This window comes from Caulobacter sp. GW821-FHT09H08, assembly GCF_059415885.1.
Window position 1 is genome coordinate 702,084 of sequence record NZ_JBWKOC010000003.1, and the last position, 23,809, is coordinate 725,892.

15 protein-coding genes are annotated in these 23,809 nt (G+C 68.0%); 7 read left to right on the forward strand and 8 right to left on the reverse strand.

The annotated features are described in order from the left end of the window. Positions 1 to 92: 92 nt before the first annotated feature. On the reverse strand, positions 93 to 878 hold the full coding sequence (locus tag AC07NN_RS12885; protein WP_494641273.1) for an acyl-CoA thioesterase: 786 nt from the start codon (positions 876 to 878) through the stop codon (positions 93 to 95). Positions 879 to 1,081: 203 nt separating this feature from the next. Between AC07NN_RS12885 and AC07NN_RS12890 the strand changes: the two genes are divergently transcribed. After that, positions 1,082 to 3,250, forward strand: a complete 2,169-nt coding sequence (locus AC07NN_RS12890) for a sensor histidine kinase (RefSeq protein WP_494641275.1) — start codon at positions 1,082 to 1,084, stop codon at positions 3,248 to 3,250. Here the strand turns inward: AC07NN_RS12890 and AC07NN_RS12895 are convergent. The 4 genes from AC07NN_RS12895 to AC07NN_RS12910 all read right to left on the reverse strand — a co-directional run bounded on the left by AC07NN_RS12895 (position 3,247) and on the right by AC07NN_RS12910 (position 8,163). Then, the gene (locus AC07NN_RS12895) at positions 3,247 to 3,453 is read right to left on the reverse strand and encodes a hypothetical protein (RefSeq protein ID WP_494641276.1); all 207 of its coding nucleotides are present in this window, start codon (positions 3,451 to 3,453) and stop codon (positions 3,247 to 3,249) included. The two genes, AC07NN_RS12890 and AC07NN_RS12895, sit on opposite strands and share 4 nt — an antisense overlap. A 133-nt stretch (positions 3,454 to 3,586) precedes the next feature. After that, positions 3,587 to 5,803 (reverse strand): S9 family peptidase, encoded by a 2,217-nt coding sequence (locus AC07NN_RS12900; protein ID WP_494641278.1) that lies wholly within the window; start codon positions 5,801 to 5,803, stop codon positions 3,587 to 3,589. A gap of 213 nt (positions 5,804 to 6,016) precedes the next feature. After that, complete coding sequence (locus AC07NN_RS12905) at positions 6,017 to 6,919, reverse strand: polysaccharide deacetylase family protein (RefSeq protein WP_494641279.1); 903 nt, start codon at positions 6,917 to 6,919, stop codon at positions 6,017 to 6,019. Between the two features lie 2 nt (positions 6,920 to 6,921). Continuing rightward, positions 6,922 to 8,163: an SGNH/GDSL hydrolase family protein gene (locus AC07NN_RS12910; RefSeq protein WP_494641280.1), complete on the reverse strand. Its 1,242-nt coding sequence runs from the start codon at positions 8,161 to 8,163 to the stop codon at positions 6,922 to 6,924. A 382-nt stretch (positions 8,164 to 8,545) separates the two neighbouring features. Here AC07NN_RS12910 and AC07NN_RS12915 point away from each other — a divergent pair, with 382 nt between their 5' ends. Next, positions 8,546 to 10,534, forward strand: coding sequence for a putative bifunctional diguanylate cyclase/phosphodiesterase (locus tag AC07NN_RS12915; protein ID WP_494641281.1), 1,989 nt, complete (start codon positions 8,546 to 8,548; stop codon positions 10,532 to 10,534). Positions 10,535 to 10,589: 55 nt separating this feature from the next. On the opposite strand, the gene AC07NN_RS12920 is transcribed toward AC07NN_RS12915, so the two are convergent. Continuing rightward, positions 10,590 to 12,899: a TonB-dependent receptor gene (locus AC07NN_RS12920; protein WP_494641283.1), complete on the reverse strand. Its 2,310-nt coding sequence runs from the start codon at positions 12,897 to 12,899 to the stop codon at positions 10,590 to 10,592. Positions 12,900 to 13,125: 226 nt separating this feature from the next. Between AC07NN_RS12920 and ettA the strand changes: the two genes are divergently transcribed. From ettA to AC07NN_RS12935, 3 genes are all read left to right on the forward strand, one after another. Continuing rightward, a complete protein-coding gene (gene ettA / locus AC07NN_RS12925) occupies positions 13,126 to 14,793 on the forward strand; it encodes an energy-dependent translational throttle protein EttA (protein ID WP_494641285.1) in 1,668 nt (555 codons plus the stop codon). 177 nt (positions 14,794 to 14,970) lie between these two features. Beyond that, positions 14,971 to 18,828, forward strand: coding sequence for a hypothetical protein (locus AC07NN_RS12930; RefSeq protein ID WP_494641287.1), 3,858 nt, complete (start codon positions 14,971 to 14,973; stop codon positions 18,826 to 18,828). 35 nt (positions 18,829 to 18,863) lie between these two features. Then, positions 18,864 to 21,194 carry a hypothetical protein gene (locus AC07NN_RS12935; RefSeq protein ID WP_494641289.1) on the forward strand — a complete coding sequence of 777 codons (2,331 nt, stop codon included), beginning with the start codon at positions 18,864 to 18,866 and terminating at the stop codon, positions 21,192 to 21,194. Between the two features lie 46 nt (positions 21,195 to 21,240). On the opposite strand, the gene AC07NN_RS12940 is transcribed toward AC07NN_RS12935, so the two are convergent. Next, on the reverse strand, positions 21,241 to 21,654 hold the full coding sequence (locus AC07NN_RS12940) for a hypothetical protein (protein ID WP_494641291.1): 414 nt from the start codon (positions 21,652 to 21,654) through the stop codon (positions 21,241 to 21,243). 268 nt (positions 21,655 to 21,922) lie between these two features. Between AC07NN_RS12940 and AC07NN_RS12945 the strand changes: the two genes are divergently transcribed. Then, positions 21,923 to 22,882 carry a 2-hydroxyacid dehydrogenase gene (locus AC07NN_RS12945; RefSeq protein ID WP_494641293.1) on the forward strand — a complete coding sequence of 320 codons (960 nt, stop codon included), beginning with the start codon at positions 21,923 to 21,925 and terminating at the stop codon, positions 22,880 to 22,882. Here the strand turns inward: AC07NN_RS12945 and AC07NN_RS12950 are convergent. Then, complete coding sequence (locus AC07NN_RS12950) at positions 22,879 to 23,421, reverse strand: carboxymuconolactone decarboxylase family protein (protein ID WP_494641295.1); 543 nt, start codon at positions 23,419 to 23,421, stop codon at positions 22,879 to 22,881. The genes AC07NN_RS12945 and AC07NN_RS12950 overlap by 4 nt on opposite strands. A 31-nt stretch (positions 23,422 to 23,452) precedes the next feature. Between AC07NN_RS12950 and AC07NN_RS12955 the strand changes: the two genes are divergently transcribed. Next, positions 23,453 to 23,806 carry a winged helix-turn-helix transcriptional regulator gene (locus AC07NN_RS12955; protein ID WP_494641297.1) on the forward strand — a complete coding sequence of 118 codons (354 nt, stop codon included), beginning with the start codon at positions 23,453 to 23,455 and terminating at the stop codon, positions 23,804 to 23,806. Positions 23,807 to 23,809 lie beyond the last annotated feature (3 nt).

Here is a 23,809-nt window from a genome sequence, read left to right on the forward strand (position 1 = left end):
CGACGGGCTCAGGGTGAGGACTATTTCAGCGCCGGTGCACTAGAAACCTCATCCTGAGCTTGTCGAAGGACGAGGTTTCGAAACAGCGAGCGCTAGACGAACACCGCCACGTTCTGTCGCGCCAGGACCAGCGGGCGGCCCTTGGCGTCCCACAGATGCATCTCCTGGGTCGAATAGCCCTCGCCGATGGTCTCGGCGCGGGTGCGCAGCAGGCGCCAGCCGTCGTCGTCCGCGTCCGGCAGCCCCACGACGTCCAGCGACCAGGTCATGGTCGAGATCGGGCCGAACTGCTTGAACAGGGTCATGGCCGGCGGGGGCGGGGCGTCGGCCAGGGCGATCAGCGCGGAGAGCGTCGTCGCGGCGGGATCGCGGTGGCGGATCCACAGCAGATATTCCGGCGGCTCGCCCGAGCCCGGACGTCCGCCGCCGGCGACGCGGAAGTCGAACTGGCGCACGAAGCCCGGGGCCATCTCGGGGTTCTTGTGAAAGGGCTCCAGCTGGTCGGGCGGGGCGACGGCCGGGCAGGGGACGTCGACATGGGCCAGGTGCGACTCGCGGGCCGCGCCGAAGGTCAGGGTCCCGTGGGTGGCCACGCCCTGCTCGCCGACCAGGTCGACGGCGGCGAACAGGGTCGACTTGCCCTGGCGCAGCGCCTTGACGCCGATCGACAGCTCTCCGGCCGCCGGGCCCACGAACGCGAACTGGGCCGAGCGCAGGGGCGGGGCCTCCGGGAAGGCCCGCTGGGCGGCCTCGACGCACAGCGCCGCGCTCATGCCGCCATAGGTCGTGCGCCCCTGCTTCCAGTCGTCGGTGACGTGGGCGGAGAAGCCGGTTTCGGTCGTGGCGATGGCGGCGGCGATTTCGGTGTAGCTAGTCATGTCGCGAAGGTTCGTTTTCTTTCGCTACGGAAGTCAAGCGCCGTCCACGCTTTGGGTCCGGCGCGTAGCCGACCGTCAGGTCGGCGCTATCGGAGGTCGATCCGACGCCCTACACAGGTGTGTCCGTCCTTCGCAGCGCCCCGAGCACCTTGACCCGTTCCAGCCCCGATCAAGCGCCTGTTCAAGGACGCCGGCTCGCCAGGATGATGGCGTCGTGGCCGGCGCCGCCGGTGTTCCAGATCATGCTGGCGGCCTATGTCGCGATCCTGCTGGCGGCGGCGGTCGTCTGGGCCGGGCTGCAGATGCCGGGCGCGAGCGTGCGGTTCGCGCCGCTGGGCTCGCGGATCGCCCTCGTCTCGACCGACCGCCAGCCGCTGGCGTCCCTGGACCGCAAGACCCTCGTGACCTTCAGCGGTTCCGGCGACACGGTCAGCGACCTCGCAGAGGCCCTGGTCCAGGACTACGCCCCGGACGGCGCCACGCGCGATGTCGCGGCCTGGTACGCCGACCGCACCCGCCTGGCGCGGATGCTGGCCGACGGCGAGGTCCGGATGACCTATCGCGACGGCGGGCGGGAACAGGTCCGGACGCTGCGGCCGCAAGGGCAGACGCTGGCCGGCCTGTCGCCCGATGTCTGGATGCTGCTGGGCGGCGGCCTGATCGTCTGGCTTCTGGGTATGTGGATCGGCGTGCTGCGGCCGCGCGACTGGGGCGCGCGGATGTTCGCCCTGGCGGCGCTGGGCATCCTGCTGGCCTCGTTCTCCGGCGCGCTGTTCGACGCCCGGGCGCTGAGTGCGGATGGCAAGCTGCTGTGGGCGCTGAACACCATCAACCTGCTGGGCACCAGCCTCTACGCCGCCGCGACGGTGGCGCAGTTCGCCTTCTTCCCGCGGACAATCGTGCGGCCGGCCTGGCTGTGGCTCCTGGCGATCGCCAGCCCGGCCTGGGCCCTGGCCGGCGCGGTCGGGTGGCTGTCGCTGGAGACCTACTATGCGGGCCTCCTGGCCCATCTGCCGGTGTTCGCCTGGCTGCTGTGGCGGCAGTGGCGCGGCGCCGACCTCGACCCCCTGGATCGAGGCGCCCTGCGCTGGATTGGCCTGATCACCCTGACCGGCGCCGGCTTCCTGGTGGTCATGATGGCCGCGCCCAAGCTGACCGGCGCGCCGTCGATCGCCAGCGACGGGACGGCGTTCGGGCCGCTGATCTTCATCTATGCCGGCATGGCGGTCGCGGTCGGACGCTACCGGCTGCTGGACCTGGATCTCTGGGCCTATCGCCTGATCCTGGCCGTGCTGGCGGCCTTGGCGCTGCTGGCCATCGACGCGGCTCTGATCGCGGCCCTGCACGTTCAGACCGGCGCGGCGCTCAGCCTGTCGATCTTGGCGGTAGCGGGCGCCTACCTACCACTGCGGACCCGGGTGTGGCGCGGCATGACCCGCCAGCGGGCGATCAGCGACGACGCCCTGTTCGGCATGGCCGCCTCGGTGGCCTTCAAGCCCGATCCGGCCGCGCGTCGCGCGGGCTGGCTGGACCTGATGCGGACCCTGTTCGCGCCGCTGGAGATGCGCCCCCTGGACGAGGCGGTCGTCGCGCCGCTCTCGCGCCAGAACGGCCTGGAGCTGGTCATTCCCGCCGCCGCGGGCGGTCCGGCCACGCTGCTGCGCTACCGCAACCAGGGGCAGGGCCTGTTCCGGAAGGCCGACGTGCAGCTGGCCACCCAGCTGGTCAGCCTGATGCGCCAGGCCGAGTCTGCGCGCGAGAGCTACTGGCGGGGCGTTAACGAAGAGCGCGTGCGGATCGCGCGCGACCTGCACGACGACGTCAGCGCCCGCCTGTTGACCAGCCTGCACCGCGACGAGTTGCAGGCGGCCCGACGCGACGTGCGCGAGGCGATGGCCGATATCCGCGTGATCCTCAGCGGTCTGTCGGGCGACGCCATCGCCCTGGACCAGGTGATCGCCGACCTGCGCCACGAGACGGCGGAGCGGCTGACCTCGGCGGGCCTCGCCCTCGACTGGCCCATCAGCCTGGACGCCGCGACGGCGACGGTGCTCGACTATGGCGTCTACAAGGTCCTGATCTCGGCGGTGCGCGAGACGGTGACCAACACGGTCAAGCACGCCCGGGCGACGCGGATGAGCGTCGCGTTCCACGAGGGACGGGACCTGCTGCGGGTGACGATCAGCGACGACGGCGTCGGCCGCGACGGCGCGCCGGAGCACCTGTCGAGCGGGAAGGGGCTCGGCAATCTGCGCGCGCGCCTGGAGGAGATCGGGGGAGACCTGGTGTTCGAACGGTCGGCGGCCGGGGCGCGGACCGAGCTTCGGATACCCTTGCCGGGCGGTCGCGTGGCGGGGCTGGCCGACGCCTAGTGCAGGGTGCGGGCCACGCCCTCGATCGCGTCGAACGATCGCAGTTCACGGGCGTCGCGCTGTTCTTCCAGCGCCATTTCTTCGAGCAGGATCGCGGCCAGCAGCCATTCCTCGAGATCGGCGGCCGTGGCGCGGCCTTGCTCGAGGGCTTCCTTGACGGTGTCGATCAGCCATTCGACGGCGGCGTCGGTGGTCTTGGTCATGGCGCGTTTCCTGAACCAGCGCCGTTAACCATAAGGCCTTAGAAGCTCTGCCGCCCTGCGACATAAGGTCAACCTTGGGGAGCAAGGTGTCGCAGCCGCCCGCGCCCATAGGAGCGCGGGCGGCCGAGAAGCCTTACTGGCCCTTGAGCTTGCGGGCGAAGAACTCCTGGTGAGTCTTCAGGACGCTGAGGCCCTTGGTCTTGCTGCCCGGGGCGCTGTGGCGCTCGCCCGGATAGAGGGCCATCTCGAACGGGATCGCCTTGCGCTGCAGGGCCGCCATCAGGCGGGTGCTGTTCTCGAAGATCACGTTGTCGTCGGCCATGCCGTGCAGCAGCAGCAGGCTGCCGGGCTTCAGCTTGTCCAGGCGATTGTTGACGTCCGAATAGGCGTAGCCGGGCTTGTTCTCGTCCGGCTTGCCCATGTAGCGCTCGGTGTAGGCCGTGTCGTACAGGCTCCACTCGGTCGGCGGGGCGCCGGCCGCGCCGGCCTTGAACGGGGTGTTGTCGGCCGTCAGCAGCATCAGGGTCATGAAGCCGCCGTACGACCAGCCCATCACGCCCAGCTTGTCGGCGTCGACATAAGGCTGGCCGGCCAGGAACTTGGCGCCCAGCAGCTGGTCCTCGACCTCGACGGTGCCGAGGTTACGGTCCAGAGCGCGCTTGAACTTGGCCGAGCGGTTGCCGCTGCCGCGGTTGTCGATGCGGAAGATGACATAGCCGGCTTCCAGATAGGTGCGCTCGGACGCGCTCTGCCAGGTGCGCTTGACCTGCTGGGCGTGCGGGCCGCCATAGACCGCCAGGATGGCCGGGTACTTCTTGGCCGGATCGAAGCCCTGCGGCTTGAGAATCTCGTAGTGCAGGGTCTCGCCGTCCGAAGCCTTCAGCGTGCCGAACTCCGGAACCGGCAGGGTCGAGGCGTAGGGCCAGTAGGGGTGACCCTCGGCCAGCTTGTTCTCCTCGATCCAGCGCACCAGCTTGCCATCGGCCGAATAGAGCGCGGTCTGGGGCGGGGTCTTGGGGTCGTTATAGGTGCCCGCGAACGCGCCGCCGGTCTCGGCGACCTTGGCCGTCCACCAGCCGCCGGCCGAGGTCAGGGCCTTGGGCTTGCCCGGCTTGGCGTAGCTGACTTCGTAGAGGCGGCGCTCCAGCGGCGTGTCCATCGAGGCGGCGAAGATGGCGACCTTGCGGGCCTCGTCCACGCCTTCCAGGCCCGACACCGGCCAGTCGCCCTTGGTGATCTGGGCGATCAGCTTGCCGTCGGCGGCGTAGCGGTAGAGGTGGTTGTTGCCGTCCTTCTCCGAACCCCACAGGAAGGTGCCGTCGTTCAGCGGGCGGAAGTCGTCGCCGATCTCGATGAAGTGGGCGTCGGTGTCGGTCAGGATGGTCTTGCCGGCGCCGGTGGCGGCGTCGAAGGCCAGCAGGTCCAGGGTCTTCTGGTCGCGTGACAGGCGCTGGGCGTAGATGGTCTTGCCGTCGGCCGACCATTCGACGCGGGCCAGGTAGATGTCCTTGTTGGCGCCCAGATCGAGCGGGATCACCTTGCCGGTGGCCAGGTCGCGGACGAACAGGTCGACGACCGCGTTGGGGCGGCCGGCGCGCGGGTAGCGCTGGTTGACGACGGTGGCGCCGCCCGGACCGATGTCGGCGCGCGGCACGACGTCGACCGTGCTCTCATCGACGCGGGTGTAGACGATCTTGGCCTCGTCCGGGCTCCACCAGTAGCCGGTGAAGCGGTCCAGCTCTTCCTGCACCACGAACTCGGCCATGCCGAACGACAGGGTGTCCTTGCCGTCGGTGGTCAGGGCCGTCTCAGGCCCGCCGGCGACCGGCTTGATGAAGAGGTTCTGGTCGCGGACGTAGCTGACATAGCCGCCCTTGGGCGAGACCTTGGCGTCGACCTCGTCGCCCGGCGTCTGGGTCAGGCGGGTGACCTTGCCGTCGGCGACGCTGTCCAGATAGAGGTCGCCGTCCAGCGGCACCAGGATGAAGCGGCCTTGCTTGTCCCAGCTGTATTCGACGATGCCGCGCGCCGAGACGCGGGCGCGTTCACGGCGGGCCTTCTCGGCTTCCGACAATTCCTTGGACCCCGACGACAGCGCCGCCGAGTCGATCAGGCGATAGGGCTCGCCGCCCTTCACGTCCGCCGCCCACAGGTCCTGGATGTTGGCGGCCTCGGCCTTGCCCTTCAGATAGGTGACGCGCTTGCCGTCCGGCGACAGCGCCACGCCCTTGGCGGTCGGGCCCGACAGGCTGGGATCGGCGAAGATGCGTTCCGGGGTGAGTTTTTCCGCCATAGCAGGGCTGGAAAGGGCGAGGACGGCCGCGAGCGCCGTGAGCGAAGGCTTGATCATGGCGCGGGACGCTATGCGGGAGCATCGCCGTTGTCAGCAGGGAATGTGTTTCGGGACTGAAACGCGGCGAGCGCCCCCTCCGTCACGCGGCTGCGCCGCGCGCCACCTCCCCCGCAAGCGGGGCAGGAGGGGGCCCACCTTCTCCTCACCCGTGAAACGGGGGAGGTGGATCGCTGCGGATACGCGGCGAGACGGAGGGGGCGCTATGGCGCTTTACCGGCACATCCCGTTCAGCGCCGCCAAGTCCACCGGGTTCGCCGGGACCGGCAGGCCCTTGGCGCGCATTGCGTCCTCCAGCGTGGTCGGTTCGGGCGCCAGGCCGGGGTTCACGTCGGTCTTGTAGAACGGATGACTCTCGGCCTTCTCCAGGGTCGTGAAGCCGAAGCCCTTGTCCTGGTAGAGCTTGTAGAGGCGCGGGGCCATGCGGGCGTCGAAGGCGCCGCCGTGCATCAGCAGGACATAGGGAATGTCCTTGCCGTAGAGCGCCTTGCTCATGGCGCGCGAGCGGTCGGCGATGGCGGCCGCGCCGTCCAGGAAGCGCTTCTCCAGATCGGCTACCGCCGCCTGGTCGCCCTTGGCCATGCAGCGGGCGTAGGGCTCGTTGAAGGCCCAGTCGTTGAAGCTCATGGTGACGCTGGCGATCTTGTAGTGGTTGGCGGCCAGCCAGCCGCGCACGGCCAGGCGCTTCTCCGGCGTGTCGCCTTCCGACAGGAACGGATAGCGCAGCCAGCGCCAGTCTTCCTTGCCCATCAGGTCCTGCAGGACCGGCTCGTTGCGGGCGATCTCGGCGGTGAACGCGTCGGCGGTCAGGCTGGCGATGTTCGGGTGCGACCAGGTATGGTTGCCCAGCGGCTGGCCGGCCTCGCGCCACAGCTTCAGGGCGGGCGTGGAGTCGGGCTCCTGCTCGGTCTTCACCGCATTGATGAACCCGAACGCCGGCGCCTTGGCCTCGGCGGCGGATTTCAGGAGGTCGGTCGCGACCTGCACGCGGGTGATGCCCGGCGGCAGGGCGCTGTGCGAGGGCAGGTCGTCCCAGGTGAAGGCGATGACGGGCTTGTCGCTGGCGTGGGCGCTGGCGGCGGTCAAGGCGAAGGCGGCGGCGAGGACGAGGCGCATGGTCACTTGCTTTCGAACAGGCTCAGCGGAATCGCGTCCGCCATGGCCTTGTAGCCGGCCATGTTGGGGTGCAGGCCGTCATTGTCATAGGCCGGCAGCAGATGGGTCGGCCTGGCCGGGTCGCGCAGGGCCGCGTCCCAGTCGATGACGCCGTCGAAATGGCCGGGCTCGCGGATCCAGGCGTTGATCGTCTGGCGCGCCGCCTCGGCCTCGGCCGGCGGGTGGTAATAGGCCGAGCCGGAATAGGGCAGGATGGTCGCGCCGATGACCTTGATGCCCTTGGCGCGGGCCTTGGCGACCATGCGGCCGTAGGCGCCGATCAGGTCCTTGGCCATCCAGCCGTTCATCTGGGCGTCGGCGGGCTTGTCGCGGTTGAGGACGCCCAGGTCGTTGACGCCCTCCAGGATGATCAGGTGGGTGACGCCCGACTGGCCCAGCACGTCGCGGTCGAAGCGCGACAGGCCGCTGGGGCCCAGGCCGTCGGCCAGCACGCGGTTGCCGCCGATGCCCAGGTTCAGGACGCCCATCGGCTTGCCGGCCTCCTTGAGGCGCTGGGCCAGGCCGTCGGTCCAGCGCAGGTTAGTGTTGGGCTGGACGCCGTAGCCGTCGGTGATGCTGTCGCCGAACGCGACGATGGCGCCGGCCGCCTTGTCCGGGCTCACGTCGAGGCTGGCGATCTGGAACCAGCGGTCGGCGGTCTTGGCGCCGGGCAGGTCGGCGTCGGCGGTGTGGTCGCCGGCCAGGACGTAGGAGGTCGCCCGCGAGCCGGGGTGGCCGGTCTGGACGCTGGGGGCGGCCGGGTAGTGCAGGCTGATCGCCAGCGAGGTCAGCGGGGCGACCTTGAAGTCCACCGGATCGGACCAGGCCTCGGCGCCGGCCGGGATGGTCACCGTCGGCGCGCCCGCGAAGGTCAGGCGGCGGTCGGTGGTGGTGTCGATACGCGCGCTGTTCAGCGCCGCCGAGACCGCCACTCGCGCGGCGTCGATGGTCAGGGGCTGGGTCCCGTAGGCGTTGGAGAGCCGCACCCGCAGCTTGTCGCCGCCCAGGCCGACCCGCACGACCTGGCGCAGGGTGGCGTTCGGATAGTCCTGCGGGGCGAGGCTATTGTTGGCGTCCGGCGCCATCTGGGCGCTGGCCCAGGCCCCGACCCACTTGCCGTCCTTCGGCGCCTGCGCGCAGGCGGGCAGGGCGAGCGCCAGGACCAGGCCGGCCGCGATCAGCGCGGGCCGTGCGAACATCTTCATCAGCGTCTTCTCCCGTGCCCGCTCTTGATTGGCGGTAGCGGTAACATTGGTATGACCTCTTGGCTCGGTCGTAAAGCCTTCACGGCGCGCCCGGAAAGGAGCCGGGCTGAGCATCCAAGTGCGACAGCTCGCCGCGCCATGTAAGAATCGCTTGCACTTAGACTGATGTTAGCGCTATCAGCAGCCCGTGAAGCGCGACGCGCTTCTGCCCTTCCTGGGCGTTTCCTCCCTATGACTTTACAGCCCGGCCGTTTGGTCGGGCTTTCTTTTTGCGCGTAGGCCAAGCAGCGCCCGACTGCGTCAACGCGCCGCACGTCATAGGCTTTTCGGGCCACCGGCCATTAAAAGTTCCGAGCCAAAATCAATGCCTTATTCGAGAGGCATGACCTTGCTCAGGTTCAAGACTCCAGCCCCCACCGCGGAACTTCTGCGCGCTCAAGTCCAGGCGTTCGCGCGCCAGGTGCCGCTGATGTACGCGATGGTGCTGGTCAATACGTTCGCCCTGGCCAGCACGCATTGGCATACCGCGCCGATCCATCTGACCCTCGGCTTTCCGGGTCTGCTGGCCGCGATCAGCCTGATCCGACTGGTGGTGTGGTGGCGCACCCGTGGGCGCGAGTTGGACGACGCCGGCGCGCAGCGCATGCTTCGCCAGACCCTGGTGTTCGCCGGCCTGCTGGGCTGCGGCTTCACCTTCTGGTCCTTCAGCCTGTTCCCCTATGGCGACGCCTTCGCCCAAGCCCACGTCATGTTCTACATGGCGATCACCTCGATCGGCTGCGTCTTCTGCCTGATGCACATGCGGGCGGCGGCGTTCCTGCTGACGGCGCTGGTGGTCGGCCCGATCACCGTGTTCCTGATCTCCAGCGGTAATCCGGTCCTGAAAGCCATCGGGATGAACCTGTCCCTGGTGGCCCTGACGATGATCGTGATCCTGATGATCGCCTATCGCGACTTCGCCCGCCTGGTGGAGTCGCGCCGCGACCTGCAGCAGCGCAAGGCCGAGATCGAGCGCCTGAGCGACGGCTATCAGCGCCTGGCCCATCTGGACGGCCTGACCGGCCTGCCCAATCGCCGGCAGTTCTTCGAGCATCTGGAAGCGACGATCCAGACCGCGACGGAGGCCGACCGCCGGTTCGCCGTCGGCGTGATCGACCTCGACGGCTTCAAGCCGGTCAACGACGCCTATGGCCATGCCGTGGGGGATCGCGTGCTGATCGAAGCGGGCGCCAGGCTGGCGCGCGACCACGGCGCGCCGCTGTTCGTGGCCCGACTGGGCGGCGACGAGTTCGGTCTGGTCGTGGCCGACGACCTCGCGCCCGACGCGCTGGAGCGCCTGGGCGCTTCGCTCTGCGCGGCGCTGGGCGAGCCCTATTGCCTGCCGGGCGTGACCGCCCAGGTCTCGGGCTCGGTCGGCTTCGCGCTGTTCCCCCATGCTGGCATGACGGCCGAGCTGCTCTACGAGCGCGCCGACTACGCCCTCTATCACGCCAAGCAGAACCTCCGGGGCGCGCCGGTGGTGTTCTCCAGCGACCACGAGACCGCGATCCGCCGGGCCAGCCTGGTCGAGCAGGCCCTTCGCCACGCCGACGTGGACCGCGAGTTCACCCTGGCCTTCCAGCCGCTGGTGGACATCCGGCAGAGACGCACCATCGGCTTCGAGGCCCTGGCCCGCTGGACCAGCCCGAGCCTGGGACCGATCTCGCCTGGCGATTTCGTACCGGTCGCCGAGCGGTCGGGACTGATCGCCCAGCTTTCGCCGGTGCTGCTGGAGTGGGCCCTGCGCGCGGCCGCCGCCTGGCCGGAGCATCTGCGCCTGTCGTTCAACCTGTCGGCGCGTGACGTGGTCTCGCCTCAGCAGATCGCGCGCATCGTCGAGGTCATCAAGGCCAGCGGCGTCGCGCCCGAACGCATCGACCTGGAAGTCACCGAGACGGCGGTCATGCGCGACCTGGCCCAGGCCGAGCGCGCGCTGAACACCCTCAAGGCCCTGGGCGTGCGCATCGCGCTGGACGACTTCGGCGCCGGCTATTCCAGCCTCAGCCACGTCGATCGCCTGCCGATCGACAAGCTGAAGATCGACGGCAGCTTCATGCGCGGCCTGACCGAGACCGGCAAGCGGCGCGCCATCGTCAAGACGATCCTGGACATGTGCCGCAACCTGGAACTGGACTGCGTGGTCGAGGGCGTGGAGTCCGCCGCCGAGATGGCCTTGCTGCTGCCCCTGGGGTGCCAGGTGGCGCAGGGCTACCTGTTCTCGCGTCCAATGAACGGCGAGGCGGTCGCGGGCTATCTCGCCGCTGAACAGGCCGAGCAGGCCGAGGCGGGCCAGGTCGAAGACGATCTGGAACACGCTATCCAGGTGGCCTGAAAATAAGGCCGGGAGGCGAACCTCCCGGCCTTTGTCGTTTCGCTACTCGGGAGCCTTAGAACTTCTTCTTCAGCGAGAAATAGACCTGACGCGGCGGGGCCGGCAGGACCGTCATGGCCGTGCCCGTGGCGTCGCTGTTGACGAAGCCGCCCGAGCCGATGGTCGAGATGTAGTCCTTGTCGGTCAGGTTGGTGACGTTGACCTGGGCTTCCAGGCCCTTGCCCCAGCTGTCCTCGGCGAAGCGGTAGCCCAGGGTCAGGTCCGCCACGGTGGTCGAGGGCGCCTGGCCGCCGATGTTCTCGTAGGTGTAGTAGCGCTTGTCGGTATAGGCGACGCCCAGCTTGGCGAAGAAGCCGGCCTGGTCGAACGCGATCTCGCCCTTGAAGATGTTCTTGGGCGTGTTGACGACGGTCTTGCCCTTGGTGCGGGCCTTGACCGTGCCGTCGGCGGCGACGACGTCGTTCTCGTACTTGGAGTCGTTGTAGGTGTAGGCGCCGTAGAGGCTCCAGCTGTCGCTCAGGCGATAGGTGCCGGCCAGCTCGACGCCCTTGGTCTCGACCGAGCCGACGTTCGACAGCACCGGGGCGTTGCCCTGAATGGCCGAGCCCTGCTGGATGGCCAGGATCCGGTTGTCGAAGGCCACGTGATAGACGGCGGCCACGCCCTGGAAGCGTTCGGTGCGATAGCGGCCGCCCAGCTCGAAGGTCTTGGAGCTTTCCGGCTTCAGCTTGGTCGCCACGTAGTCGACATTGGCCTGGCTGAGCGAGGCGAACGGACCCGAGGTGGCCGCCGAGACATAGGCGCCCATGTTCTCGGTGTAGCCGCCGAACACTTCGAAGTCCGGCGTGGCTTTGTAGACGAAGCCGACCTGCGGCAGGAAGTTGTCCTTGCTCTCGATCTCGCCGGCCAGCGGGGCGCCGACCACGGTCGTCACGGCGTTGGTGACCTTGATCGACTTGAGGCCGAAATTGACCTTCAGGGCGTCGCTGATCGTCCACTCGTCTTCCAGGTGGGCGGTCAGGGTCTTGGTCTCGAACGCGTACTGCCACTGGGTGAAGAACGGGTTCGACTGGAAGTCCAGCGGGTTGCGCGACGGAGCGGCGGTCGTTTCGGCATAGAAGCGGCGAGCCTGGTTGAAGTTGTTGACCTCATGCCAGAAGCCGCCGCTGACGCGGTGGGCGCCGACGTCGACGGTCAGGCCGGCGATGATCCCGCCACGGTCGATGTCGTACTCGGTGGTGCGGATCGACAGCGGGGCGGCGGTCGAACCGGCCGTGCCGAAGCCCGGGCTGGCCAGGTAGGGCGTGTACCACAGGCCCTGACCCTTGTTCTTGTGCTGGTAGGCCGTGGCGTCCAGCTTCACGTGCTCGCTGAGCTCCAGGTCCAGCTTGGCGCCGTAGAGGTCATCGTTCCGCACGCCGGCGCCGGCATAGTAGGCGTCATCCACCGTCGTGAACGGCGCGGGCAGGGCGGTGTTGGTCTGGTAGGCGCGAGCGGCGGCGATGGCCAGGGCCCAGTTCGGCTGGGTGTTGTCCCACTCGCGACCCAGGCGGCGGATCATGTCGAACGACAGGTCCTGGTAGTCCTGCTCGCGGCGTTCCGAGCGGTGGTAGAAGCCCGACAGGTCGCCGCGCTCGCCCAGCGGCAGCACCAGCTTGGCGTCGTATTGGCGCTGCTTCTGCTCGCCGCCGCCCTTCCACTTGTCGCTCTTCTGGTCGGCGAACGAGACGTAGCCGCGCAGGCCGCCGATCTGCTCGATGGCGCCGGTTTCGAAGCGGCCGAACACGCGGTGCATGGTGTCCGAGCCGCCCGTCAGGTCGATTTCGCCGCCCAGGGTCGCTTGCGGATCGCGCGAGAAGAACTGCAGCGTGCCGCCCAGGTTCGAGGTCGAGGCCGTGCCGAGCGCACCGGCGCCCTGGGCCAGCTCGAGGCGGCCTATGTTCTCCGAGGCGATGGCGCGGCTGATGTGCAGGCCGTTGTGGTTGCCGTAGCTCATGTCGCCCAGCGGCACGCCGTCCAGGGTGAAGCCCAGCTGGTTCTGGTTGAAGCCGCGGATCGAGATGCGGGTCGACCACTCGTACGAACCGAAGGCGTCGGCCGACTGGAAGGTGACGCCGGGCAGCTTGTCGACGGCCTTCAGGGCGCTGGTGCCGGCGGCTTCCAGGCCGATGGCGTCGTCCTTCAGCACCTGGACCTGGCGGCTCTGGCCTTGGCCGATGACGATGACGGCGTCGACTTCGGTGTCGGCGCCCGGCGTGGCGGCGGCCGGAGCGGCCGTGGCGACTGCGTCGGCCGCGAAGGCTGGGACGGCGGCGACGATCAGGAGCGCGCCAGCGGCGGCGCCCAGCATCAGATGGTTCTTCATGGATGATCCCCTTTGTTCCGACGCGGGGAGGCGTCGGCTGGGGGCTCGGCTAACAGTGGTCGACGACGGCGCGGCGAAGGTTCGGTGTCGGCTGTCCGACGGTGGCGCGACGGGATGATGACGGCGTGGCGCGACCGAAAGTCCCGCCGCGATTGCGCGAAGCCGTCTGGACGGCTATTTCAGCGCCCAACCCCCGAAACTCCGTTCCAGCGAGCACGCGCGCCCTATGGCTCAGCAATATATTTTCCAGATGCAGGGCCTGACCAAGGCCTATCCCGGCGGCAAGAAGGTCTTCGAGAACATCTGGCTGTCGTTCTATTCCGACGCCAAGATCGGCGTCGTCGGCGTCAACGGCTCGGGTAAGTCGACCCTGCTGAAGGTGATGGCCGGCCTGGACAAGGAATTCTCCGGCGAGGCCAAGGCCGCCGACGGCATCAAGCGCGGCTACCTCCCGCAGGAGCCGGTGCTGGATCCGACCCTGGACGTCTGGGGCAACGTCATCGCCGACTGCGAAGACAAGCAGATCTTCGACAAGTACAACGCCCTCGCGGCCCAGCTCGGTGAGGAATACACCGACGAGCTGATGGAGGAGATGACCAAGCTCCAGGAGATCATCGACGCCCGCGACCTGTGGGACATCGACTCCAAGGTCGAGATGGCCATCAACGCCCTGCGCTGCCCGCCCAACGACGCCAGCATCGCCGACCTGTCGGGCGGTGAGAAGCGCCGCATCGCCCTGGCCCGCCTGCTGCTCAGCAAGCCGGACATGCTGCTGCTCGACGAACCGACCAACCACTTGGACGCCGAGTCGGTGGCCTGGCTGCAGCACCACCTGGAAGACTTCCCGGGCTGCGTCATCCTGGTGACCCACGATCGTTACTTCCTGGATCAGGTCACCAAGTGGACCCTGGAACTCGACCGCGGCAAGGGCGTGCCCTACGAGGGCAACTACTCCGGCTGGCTGGAGCAGAAGCAGAAGCGCGTCGTTCAGGAGCAGTCGGAATCCGAAGCCCGCCAGCGCGCGCTCACCCGCGAACTGGAATGGGTCCGCAGCTCGCCCAAGGCCCGTCAGTCCAAGTCGAAGGCCCGTCTGGCGTCGTACGACGAGATGGTCGCCGCGCAGGAGAACGCCCGCGCCGCCCAGACCCAGGCCCACATCCAGATCCCGCCCGGCCCGCGCCTGGGCAATCTGGTGCTGGAAGTCGAAGGCCTGGAAAAGGAATACGGCGACAAGGTGCTGTTCAAGGACCTGTCGTTCCGCCTGCCGCCGAACGGCATCGTCGGCGTCATCGGCCCGAACGGCGCCGGCAAGTCGACCCTGTTCAAGCTGATCACCGGCCGCGAGCAGCCTGACCAGGGCAGCGTCAAGGTCGGCGAGACCGTCAAGCTCTCGTACGTCGACCAGTCGCGCGACGCTCTCGACCCGAACAAGACCATCTGGGAAGAGATCAGCGGCGGCACCGACGTGATGATCGTCGGCAAGCGCGAGATCAATAGCCGCGCTTACGTCGGCTCGTTCAACTTCAAGGGCGGCGACCAGCAGAAGAAGGTCGGTCTCCTCTCGGGCGGTGAGCGCAACCGCGTCCACCTGGCCAAGACCCTGGCCACCGGCGGCAACCTGCTGCTGCTCGACGAACCGACCAACGACCTGGACATCGAAACCCTGCAGGCCCTGGAAGAGGCGCTCGAAGAGTTCGCCGGCTGCGCCGTGGTCATCAGCCACGATCGCTGGTTCCTGGACCGTCTGGCGACCCACATCCTGGCCTTCGAAGGCGACAGCCACGTCGAATGGTTCGAGGGTAACTTCGAGATGTACGAGGAAGACAAGAAGCGCCGCCTGGGCGCCGACAGCCTCATTCCGAAGCGCATCAAGTTCCAGAAGTTCGCGCGCTAAGGCCGCGGTTCCTCGAACGTAAGACGAAGGGGCGACGGCAACCGTCGCCCCTTTTGCGTTTTATCACCGATGTGATTGACGAAGCCCAGAGGTTCGGGGCACAGCTTGGCTCAATTTTAGGTAGCGTTGTGCTTCTCCGGGTAGTGCGTCGCGGCCTTGTGCGGTCGAGGTCTTGAAATGGCTTACTGGAGCGGTTCCAGCGGGAACGACACCTTCGTCGGCGGTGACGAGAACGACGAGGTCCACGGCCTCGGGGGCGCCGACAATCTGAACGGCCATGGCGGCGCCGACGTGATGTACGGCGACGAGGGAGATGACGCGCTCGCGGGCGGCTTTGGCAATGACACCCTCTATGGAGGCGACGGCGCCGACAACCTGCAGGGGCAGGGCGACGACGATTTCATCTATGGCGAGGGCGGCGACGATCAGATCTGGATCACGCCCGGCGACAACGGCTATCGGCCGGGCGACGACGTCATCGACGGCGGCGCCGGCAACGACACCGTGCAGGTGGCGTTCCTGTCGACGGGCGTCACGATCACCCTGAACATGACCGAGAAGCAGTCCATTGGCGGCGGGTCGGTCACGCTGCGAAACGTCGAGAACCTGTACGGCGCCGAGTTCAACGATTGGCTGGTCGGGAACGCCGCCGCCAACCGGCTCTCAGGGGGAAGCGGCAACGATCAGCTCTATGGCGACGCTGGAAACGATACGCTTTGGGGCGGTCAGGGCAATGACTGGGTCCAAGGAGACGAAGGCGCCGACCGGCTCGATGGCGACGAAGGCGACGATCAGCTGTTTGGCGGCCTCGGGAACGACAGTCTGTATGGCGGCGCGGGCGACGACTATCTGGTGGGAGGCTACGGGGCGGATCTCGTTTCTGGCGGCGAGGGCGACGACAGGCTGGCGATCGACGCCGACGGCGGCGGCGCCGATGTGCTGTTCGGGGACGCGGGCGCCGACGCCTTTCTCATAAGCGCCGTCAGCTACGAGAAGAGCAGCTATCTCGGCAGTATCGACATGATCGCTGACTTCTCGGCGGCGCAGGGTGATCGTCTCACCATCTCCGGCCGCGATGGGCGGACCCTGGTCTGGTACGGCGCGATCACGACACCTGGCTTCAGCCTGACCGACGGGCAAGCGCTGAGTTCGCCCGCTGGAGGCTTTGTCTCGGGCATCTGGACGTGGGCCAACAGCAACGTCACCTATCTGATCATCGACACCAACGCCAACCTGAAGCTGGACACCAACGACCTGGTGGTCGGGTTTAACGGGGCTCCGGCGCTCGGCGTGGCTTCGTTTGGCGCCTACAGCGGCGTTGCGGCGACCGGGACCGCGGGGGGCGATGTCTGGACCGGTACGGCCGATCCAGACACCTACTATGGTCTGGGTGGCAACGATCAGATCTCCGGCGGCGGCGGCTACGACGTGCTCAACGGCGGCGCGGGCGACGACACGATCGACGGCGGCGACGACAGCGACATCCTGAACGGCGAGGCCGGCAGCGACATCCTGCGGGGCGGGAACGGCAACGACACCTTGACCGCCTCGAACTACATCGGCTCGAGCGAGCCGATGGATGACGCCGGCGCCGTGAACCAGCTGTATGGCGAAGCGGGCAACGACACCCTTACGGGCGGGCCGGGCAAGGACCTGCTCGACGGCGGGGACGGCGACGACACGCTCAACGGCACGAGTGACGATGTCCTGCGCGGCGGACAGGGGGCGGACTGGCTGCGCTTCGGTTCCGGCGATCGGAACGGCGTCGCGGACGGCGGAGTGGGCAATGACCGCTTCGTGCTGGCCAGCGGCGGCCACACCTACACCGGCGGCGCCGGCGCCGACGCCTTCGAGGATTCCTTCCTGCGCGATTGGGACACGCTCGGCGTCAGCACGATCACCGACTTCAGCGCCGCCGAGGGCGACCGTCTGTCGATGAGCCGTTTCGGCGTGTCCGTATGGCGTGGGCAGGTGGACAATCCGACGTTCGAGCTGAAGGTCGGCCAGGTCTTCTCGACGGACGACTACGGGTACGAGTTCAGCCAGTTCTGGACCTGGTCCAATGGGGGCTACACCTACCTTTTCGTCGACAGCGACCAGTCCGGCACGCTGACGACCTATGACAGCGTCATCCGTTTCTCGGGCGCGGTCGCGCTGGACAAGGGGGCGTTCACCGACGGCGGCTTCACTGTCGCGACGTTCGGGACCAAGGGCGCGGACACCTATGCCGGCACGAGCGGCCAGGACGTCTATTACGGCGTGAACGGCGACGACGTGATCCGCGGCGGCGACGGCTTCGACCAGCTGTTCGGCGACAACGGCGCCGATCAGATCTGGGGCGAGGGGGACGCCGATGTCCTGTCGGGCGGCCTGGGCGACGATGTGCTCCACGGCGGAGACGGCAACGACCGCCTGTATGGCCTGTGGTCGGGCGGCGGATCCGGCGGCGTCAGCGGCGCGGACATCCTCTACGGTGACAACGGCGACGACATCCTCGAAGGCCAGTCGAACCGCGCCGAACTGCACGGCGGCGCCGGCAACGACTGGCTGTACGGCGGCAACCTGCTCTATGGCGACGCCGGAAACGACACCTTGCAGGGCGGGGGCGACGCCACGCTGCATGGCGGTGACGGCGACGATCGCCTGGCGTCGGGTGGAACGCTCAACAGCACGAGCACCCTGTATGGCGGCGCGGGACGGGACAGTTTCGTCGGTTCCAGCGGCAAGGACCTGGTCTATGCCGACCTGGCCGACACCTCCGTCCAGACCGGCTTCAACGACGACATCATCTATATCGCCCAGGCCAAGGCCGGAGAGGCCGTGGGCGATCTCGTCGTCGTCGCGGGGCAAGGCGCCGATCGCATCGTGCCGACTGAGGACCTCGCCAACGCCGTGTCGGTCAAACTCTACGGCGAGGACCAGATCGACACTCTGGACCTTAGCGCGGCCACGCGGAAGGTGACGGTCAACCTGGGCCTGACAGACGCTCAGGAGACCGGCATGGGCCGGTTCACGATCTCGTCCATCGAGAACGTGACCGCCGGCGCCTTCGGCAGCCAGCTGACCGGCGACAAAGGCGTCAATGTCCTGACGGGGGGCGCCGGCGAGGACGTGCTGCGCGGCGCGGGCGGCGACGACATCCTGGACGGCGGCGCCGGCTCGGATACGGCGGAGTACGCTGGGACCTCGAACGACTACGCCTGGCTGCGTAACGCGGACGGTTCGTGGTGGCTCAGTGATCTGCGCCAAGGCTTCGCCGATGGCATCGACACCTTGAAGAACATCGAGACGCTGAAGTTCTCGGACAAGAGCGTGGCGCTGACCGGAAACTCGCTGAGCGCGCCGGTGGAAGCCGCGTTCGCCGCCATACTGCGCGCTTCCGTTTCCGCGCCCTCGCAGGAAGCGGGCCTGAAAATCGTCATGGACTCGCTGCTGGCCGGCGCCAGCCAGTCCAAGGCGATCGGAGCGGTGATCCGCGCAGCCGGCGCCACGACGTCGGTGGCGACCCTGGCCTACGAGTTCTTCACCGGGAAAATCCCCGGCGCGGGGGGGATCGACTACCTGGTCTCGCCGACGGGGCCGAACGCCAACAACCTCAACAGCGCCTACTACCAGAGCTTCAATCTGGAGAACCGCTACATCAATTTCGCCGTCAACCTCGGCAAGGTGGGCGAGGGGAACGCCAAGTTCACGGCCGACTACGGGTCGCTATCGTTGTTCGACGCGACGAAGAAGGCCTATGCGGCGATCTTCGGCGGGACGCCGACGGACGCCAAGGTGACGGCGCTGTTGGCGGGCGGACGCGACGCCTACTTCGCTGCTTACGGCGGCGATGGCGCGAACGGCATCGGAACCAAGGCGGCCATGGTCGGTTGGCTTCTGGCCGAGGCGCAAAAGGCCGACCTGGGCGTCATGGTTCGGTCGAACGACGCCTGGATGCTGGACCTGTCGGACGGCTCGGCGCCGTTCGCGGTCGACATCCTCGATCCCGCTAATGGCTACTACAAGACCGACTTTATCTTCGGCGGCGCGTAGGCGTTCGCCCTCATTCCCTGTGCTGGAGTATCGACGTGCCCATCGTCCAAGGAACCGCCGGTAGCGATACGCTCGTCGGCGGGGCGGAAGCTGATGAAATCCGTGGCGGGGCGGGAAACGACACCATCTCCGGCTTTGGCGGCAACGACCAGCTGTACGGCGACGCCGGCGACGACGTCCTGGACGGCGGCGACGGCTTCGACACGATGCAAGGCGGTGACGGCAGCGACACGCTGCGGGGCGGGGCCGGCGGTGACCAGATAATCGCCGCGGGCGGCGATGGCGCGCAGATCGATGTCGGCACGTCCAATGCCCTGTACGGCGAGGCCGGCGACGACATGCTGGCCGGATCTGCCGGCCGCGACACCTTGGACGGCGGCGACGGCAACGACTGGCTCTACGGCGCGCACGGCGATTTCCTGCTGGGCGGCGATGGCGACGACTACATCCAACTCAACAGTTACGGCGCGGTCGACGGCGAAGGGCGTATCGACGGCGGAGCCGGCAACGACCAGCTCCACGGCTATGGCGCCGCGGACCTGATGTATGGCGGCGACGGTCACGACTCGTTCTGGGGCGCCAGCGGCGGCGACACGATGTACGGCGGCGCCGGCAATGACTCGATGTTCGCCGACGGCGTCACGGCGCCCGACCTGCCCGGCGACGCCGGGACGACCAACTACCTCTATGGCGAGGCGGGCAACGACAATCTCTACGGTGGCGCGGGCTTCGACATCCTGGACGGTGGCGTCGGGAATGATGTCCTGCAGGGCTGGACCGGCGACACCCTGCTGGGCGGCGACGGCGACGACACGCTGACCCTGACCTCGACCTTCATGGGCGCCGCCATCGACGCCGTGGGAGTGATCGATGGCGGGGCCGGCAAGGACAAGATCACGATTCACGAGGGCAACTACCGGGTCACCGGGGGCTCGGGCGGCGACCTGATCGAGAACGTCTACGGCGTCTGGGGAAAGGGCTATACGACGGTCACCGATTTCAAGGTGTCCGAGGGCGACCGCCTGAGCCTGGGCGAAACCTATCCGGACTACGATCGGAAGATTTTCCGCGGCTCCATCGAGAATCCGAACTTCTCCCTGAGGCCGGGACAGGCCTTTTCGAGCAAGGACTATGGGCCCGGCTTCCAGCAGGTGTGGACCTGGGCCGACGGCGGCGACACCTACCTGCTCTACGACGTGGACGGGTCGGGCAAGCTGTCGGACGCCGATATCGTCATGAGGTTCACGGGGCTGGCCACGCTGGACGTCAGCGCGTTCGTGGACTCGACCTTCGTCTTCAAGGTCGAAGGTACGGAGGGCTCGGACATTTTCGCGGGGACCGCTGGCGACGACGTGTACCGCGCGGTGAACGGCGACGATCTCCTGCACGGCGGGGCGGGCAACGATGAGATCTACGCGGGCAACGGCGCCGATCAGCTGTGGGGCGATGCCGGCGATGACTACCTGCAGGGCGGTCTCGGCGACGACGTGATCGACGGCGGCGCCGGGGTGAATCGCGCCGCCTATCTCGGCTACGCCAAGGACTATAGCTGGACCAAGCAGGCCGACGGCTCGTGGGTCGTCACCGGCGCGGACGGGACCGACACGCTCAGGAATGTCGACTTCCTGCTGTTCGCCGACCGTTCGATCTCGCTGATGCCGACCCTTGCCCCGGAGGCCGCCACGGCGTTCGCCGCGATTCTCCGCCAGCAGGCCACGCCCAGCTATTTCACCGGCGCGTACAGCGCCGTCGCCGACTTCATGGAGACCAACGCCTCGACGGCGGCCGTGGTGAACGAGATCATCCGGATCGCCGGCGCGTCGACCTCGGTAGCCTCGCTGGCGTATCAGTTCTTCACCGGGTCCATTCCCACGCAGTTCGGCTTTAACTATCTGGTCGCGCCGACGGGCCCCAACGCCAACAACCTGAACAGCGCCTACTACCAGAGCTTCAATCTCGAAAACCGTTACATCAACTTTGCGGTCAATCTCGGCAAGGTTGGCGAGGGCAATGCCAAGTTCGCGGCCGAGTACGGGTCGCTGTCGCTGTTCGACGCGACCAAGAAGGCCTATGCGGCGATCTTCGGCGGGACGCCGACGGACGCCAAGGTTACGGCGCTGCTGGCGGGCGGTCGCGACGCCTATTTCGCGGCCTATGGCGGCGATGGCCTCGGTGGCGTCGGGACGAAGGCGGCCATGGTCGGCTGGCTTCTCGCCGAGGCGCAAAAAGCCGATCTGGGTGTCATGGTCCGGTCAAACGACGCCTGGCTAACGGATCTGGCAGATGGCTCGGCGCCGTTCGCCATCGACATCCTCGATCCCGCCAAGGGCTACTATAAGGCCGACTTCATCTTCGGGGGGCAGTGACCTGATCGCTCCCGGGGCGGCGGACGCCGCCCCGGGAGCGGATCGGCTACTTCGGTTCGCTCGGCGGGGTCACAGGCGGCGCGGCCGGCGCGCCGGGGTTGGGATCGGCCGTTTTGGTCGGATCGCTGGGCAGCGGGGTGGCGTCGATCGGCGGTGTCACTGGCAGACTGGGCGGCGCGGCGGACGGCATGGGATTCACCGCGGTGTCCGCGCCGGCGGAGGGCAGGGCGGGTGCGGTGGCCGAGGTGTCGGCCTGCGTGCCGGTCATGGCCGAGCCGGCCCACCAGTCCTTGCTGGCCCGCGCCTTGGGCGAGGCCTTCAGGTAGCTGTTGAGCTGCGCATAGGGGATCGGCTGCTTGGGACCGATCGTGGTTGCCGACTTCTGCTGTGCGGCGAGCGCCGAGCCGCCGGCGGCCAGCATCGAGATCGCCGCGATCGCGGCGAGCGTCTTGGTCAACATGGAGATTTCTCCGGGCCTGGAAGCGCCGTTGCGGCGCCGTTTAACAAAACCCCTGGTGGCGGGAGTTGTTCACAGCTTGGCCTTTTGACGGGAACCCTCGCGCGCCCGTCGGGTTGATGGCGGGCGGGCGTCACCAGAGCGTGATGAGGTGTGCGGTAGCGGCGCGCCTTTCCGCTGCTTAGCTCTGGATAAGCGCTCCAAGAGGAGTAGCTTGGTCTCGCAAGACGATTGTCCCGCTGGCCTTTGGGCCGCCCGAATGGAGACACGCATGCCGCAAACCGCAGCCGACAAGCCGCACATCCTGCTGTCGCATGAAATGCTGCTGCCGCTTCAGCCATTGCTGGAGGGCGCCTATCAGGTGCATCGGTTGTGGGACTTTCCCGACAGGATGGCGTTCCTCGAAGGCCCCGGAAAGCGCGTGCGGGCCATCGTCCATGCCGGGGAGATGCAGCTCAGTCGGGGCATGCTGTCGGAGATGCCGCAACTGGGCCTGATCGCGTGCGTCAGCGTCGGCTATGATGGCGTCGACGTGCCGTGGTGCAAGGCGCACGGCATCGCGGTGACCCATTCCACCGGCCTCAACGCGGCGGACGTCGCCGACCACGCCGTGGGCTTGGTCCTGGCGGCCTGGCGCGGCATCGTCGAGGGCGATCATCGCCTGCGCTCCGGTCACTGGACCCACGCCGAGCGCATGGCCCCGCGCCACGGCCTGCGCGGCCGCAAGGCGGGCATCGTCGGCCTGGGCTATATCGGCGAGGCGGTGGCCACCCGTCTGCGGGCCTTCGAGATGAAGGTCGCGTGGTGGGGACCGCATCCGAAGGACACCGACTATCCGCGCGCCGACAGCCTGATGGCCCTGGCCCGCGACAGCGACGTGCTGGTCGTCTGCGCGCGCGCCGAGCCTAGCAACCGCCACCTGATCAACAAGCCGGTCATCGAGGCGCTCGGACCGCAGGGCCTGATCGTCAATGTCGCGCGCGGCTCGCTGATCGACGAGGACGCGCTGATCGAGGCGCTGAAGGCCGGAACCCTGGGCATGGCCGGTCTCGACGTCTACGAGCACGAGCCGACCCCGGCCGCGCGCTGGGTGGGCGTGCCGCACACCGTTCTGACCCCGCACACCGCGGGCGCGACGCTGGACAGCATCCCGGCCATGGTCAACCTGACCCTGGAGAACCTGCGCCGCTACTTCCATGGCGAACCCCTGGCCTCGCCAGTTGCCGCCTAGGCTGGGAACGGCGCGGCGAAGCCTTCCGGCTCCAGCCGCAAGCCGTTCACCAGCAGGCTGACCGTCCGGTAGAAGCCGGCCAGCATCATCAGCTCGATCCGGGCTTCTTCGCCGAAGGCCTCGGAGAGGCGCGTCCAGAGGGGCTCGTCGATGTCGGCGCAGGCGTTGACCGCGTCGCAGAAGCCGATCAGCAGCGCCTCGCGCGGGCCCCAGCAGGCGGCGATCCCTGGCGTGACGGTAGCCGCCAGCTGCTCCGCGTCGAGGCCCGCCGGACTGGCGAAGATCGCCGCGTGCACGCCCCACTCATAGGCCGCGCCGTTCAGGGCGCAGACGCGGTGGATGACGATCTCGCGCTCGCGCAGGGACAGGTGGCCGGGATCGAGCAGGCCCGCGCCGGTGAAGCGGGCGAACAGGCGCTCGTCCCGCGCCAGGGTGCGAAACAGCGACAGCGGCTGGTCGCCGGGCGTCTTCAGGCGTTCGAGGGTCTTGGCGACGGCCGGCGGGTAGGGCGCGACGGCGGGGGCGATCCTTGGCGACATCCGAAATCCTCCATGCTACAAATTTTGTATCATGCAAGATCGCGATGATGCTGCAAAAATTGAAGCGATAGTTCCTGGGCAGGCCGTCCGGGGCTCTGACACCGGCAAGCCGATCATGGCGGCGCTGGACCTGTTGGGGCGTCGGGGCGCCTTGCGGATCGTTTGGGAGCTGCGCGAGGGCAGGGTCCTGACCTTCCGCGCCCTGCAGGCGGCGGCCGAGTTGCCGCCCGGCACACTGAACACGCGCCTGTCCGAGCTGCGGACCGCTGACATCGTGGCGGCCGAGGGGCGCTATCGGCTCAGCCCGCGCGGCGCGGACTTGATCATCGCGCTATGGCCTCTGCTAAGGTGGTCCGAAGATTGGGCGAGCGCCCTGGGGAGTTGATCG

Bases quoted from the DNA above. Each gene is read 5' to 3' on its own strand.
- AC07NN_RS12885 (WP_494641273.1), bottom strand. From the start codon at position 878: ATGACTAGCTACACCGAAATCGCCGCCGCCATCGCCACGACCGAAACC.
- AC07NN_RS12890 (WP_494641275.1), top strand. From the start codon at position 1,082: ATGATGGCGTCGTGGCCGGCGCCGCCGGTGTTCCAGATCATGCTGGCG.
- AC07NN_RS12895 (WP_494641276.1), bottom strand. From the start codon at position 3,453: ATGACCAAGACCACCGACGCCGCCGTCGAATGGCTGATCGACACCGTC.
- AC07NN_RS12900 (WP_494641278.1), bottom strand. From the start codon at position 5,803: ATGATCAAGCCTTCGCTCACGGCGCTCGCGGCCGTCCTCGCCCTTTCC.
- AC07NN_RS12905 (WP_494641279.1), bottom strand. From the start codon at position 6,919: ATGCGCCTCGTCCTCGCCGCCGCCTTCGCCTTGACCGCCGCCAGCGCC.
- AC07NN_RS12910 (WP_494641280.1), bottom strand. From the start codon at position 8,163: ATGAAGATGTTCGCACGGCCCGCGCTGATCGCGGCCGGCCTGGTCCTG.
- AC07NN_RS12915 (WP_494641281.1), top strand. From the start codon at position 8,546: ATGACCTTGCTCAGGTTCAAGACTCCAGCCCCCACCGCGGAACTTCTG.
- AC07NN_RS12920 (WP_494641283.1), bottom strand. From the start codon at position 12,899: ATGAAGAACCATCTGATGCTGGGCGCCGCCGCTGGCGCGCTCCTGATC.
- ettA (WP_494641285.1), top strand. From the start codon at position 13,126: ATGGCTCAGCAATATATTTTCCAGATGCAGGGCCTGACCAAGGCCTAT.
- AC07NN_RS12930 (WP_494641287.1), top strand. From the start codon at position 14,971: ATGGCTTACTGGAGCGGTTCCAGCGGGAACGACACCTTCGTCGGCGGT.
- AC07NN_RS12940 (WP_494641291.1), bottom strand. From the start codon at position 21,654: ATGTTGACCAAGACGCTCGCCGCGATCGCGGCGATCTCGATGCTGGCC.
- AC07NN_RS12945 (WP_494641293.1), top strand. From the start codon at position 21,923: ATGCCGCAAACCGCAGCCGACAAGCCGCACATCCTGCTGTCGCATGAA.
- AC07NN_RS12950 (WP_494641295.1), bottom strand. From the start codon at position 23,421: ATGTCGCCAAGGATCGCCCCCGCCGTCGCGCCCTACCCGCCGGCCGTC.
- AC07NN_RS12955 (WP_494641297.1), top strand. From the start codon at position 23,453: ATGCAAGATCGCGATGATGCTGCAAAAATTGAAGCGATAGTTCCTGGG.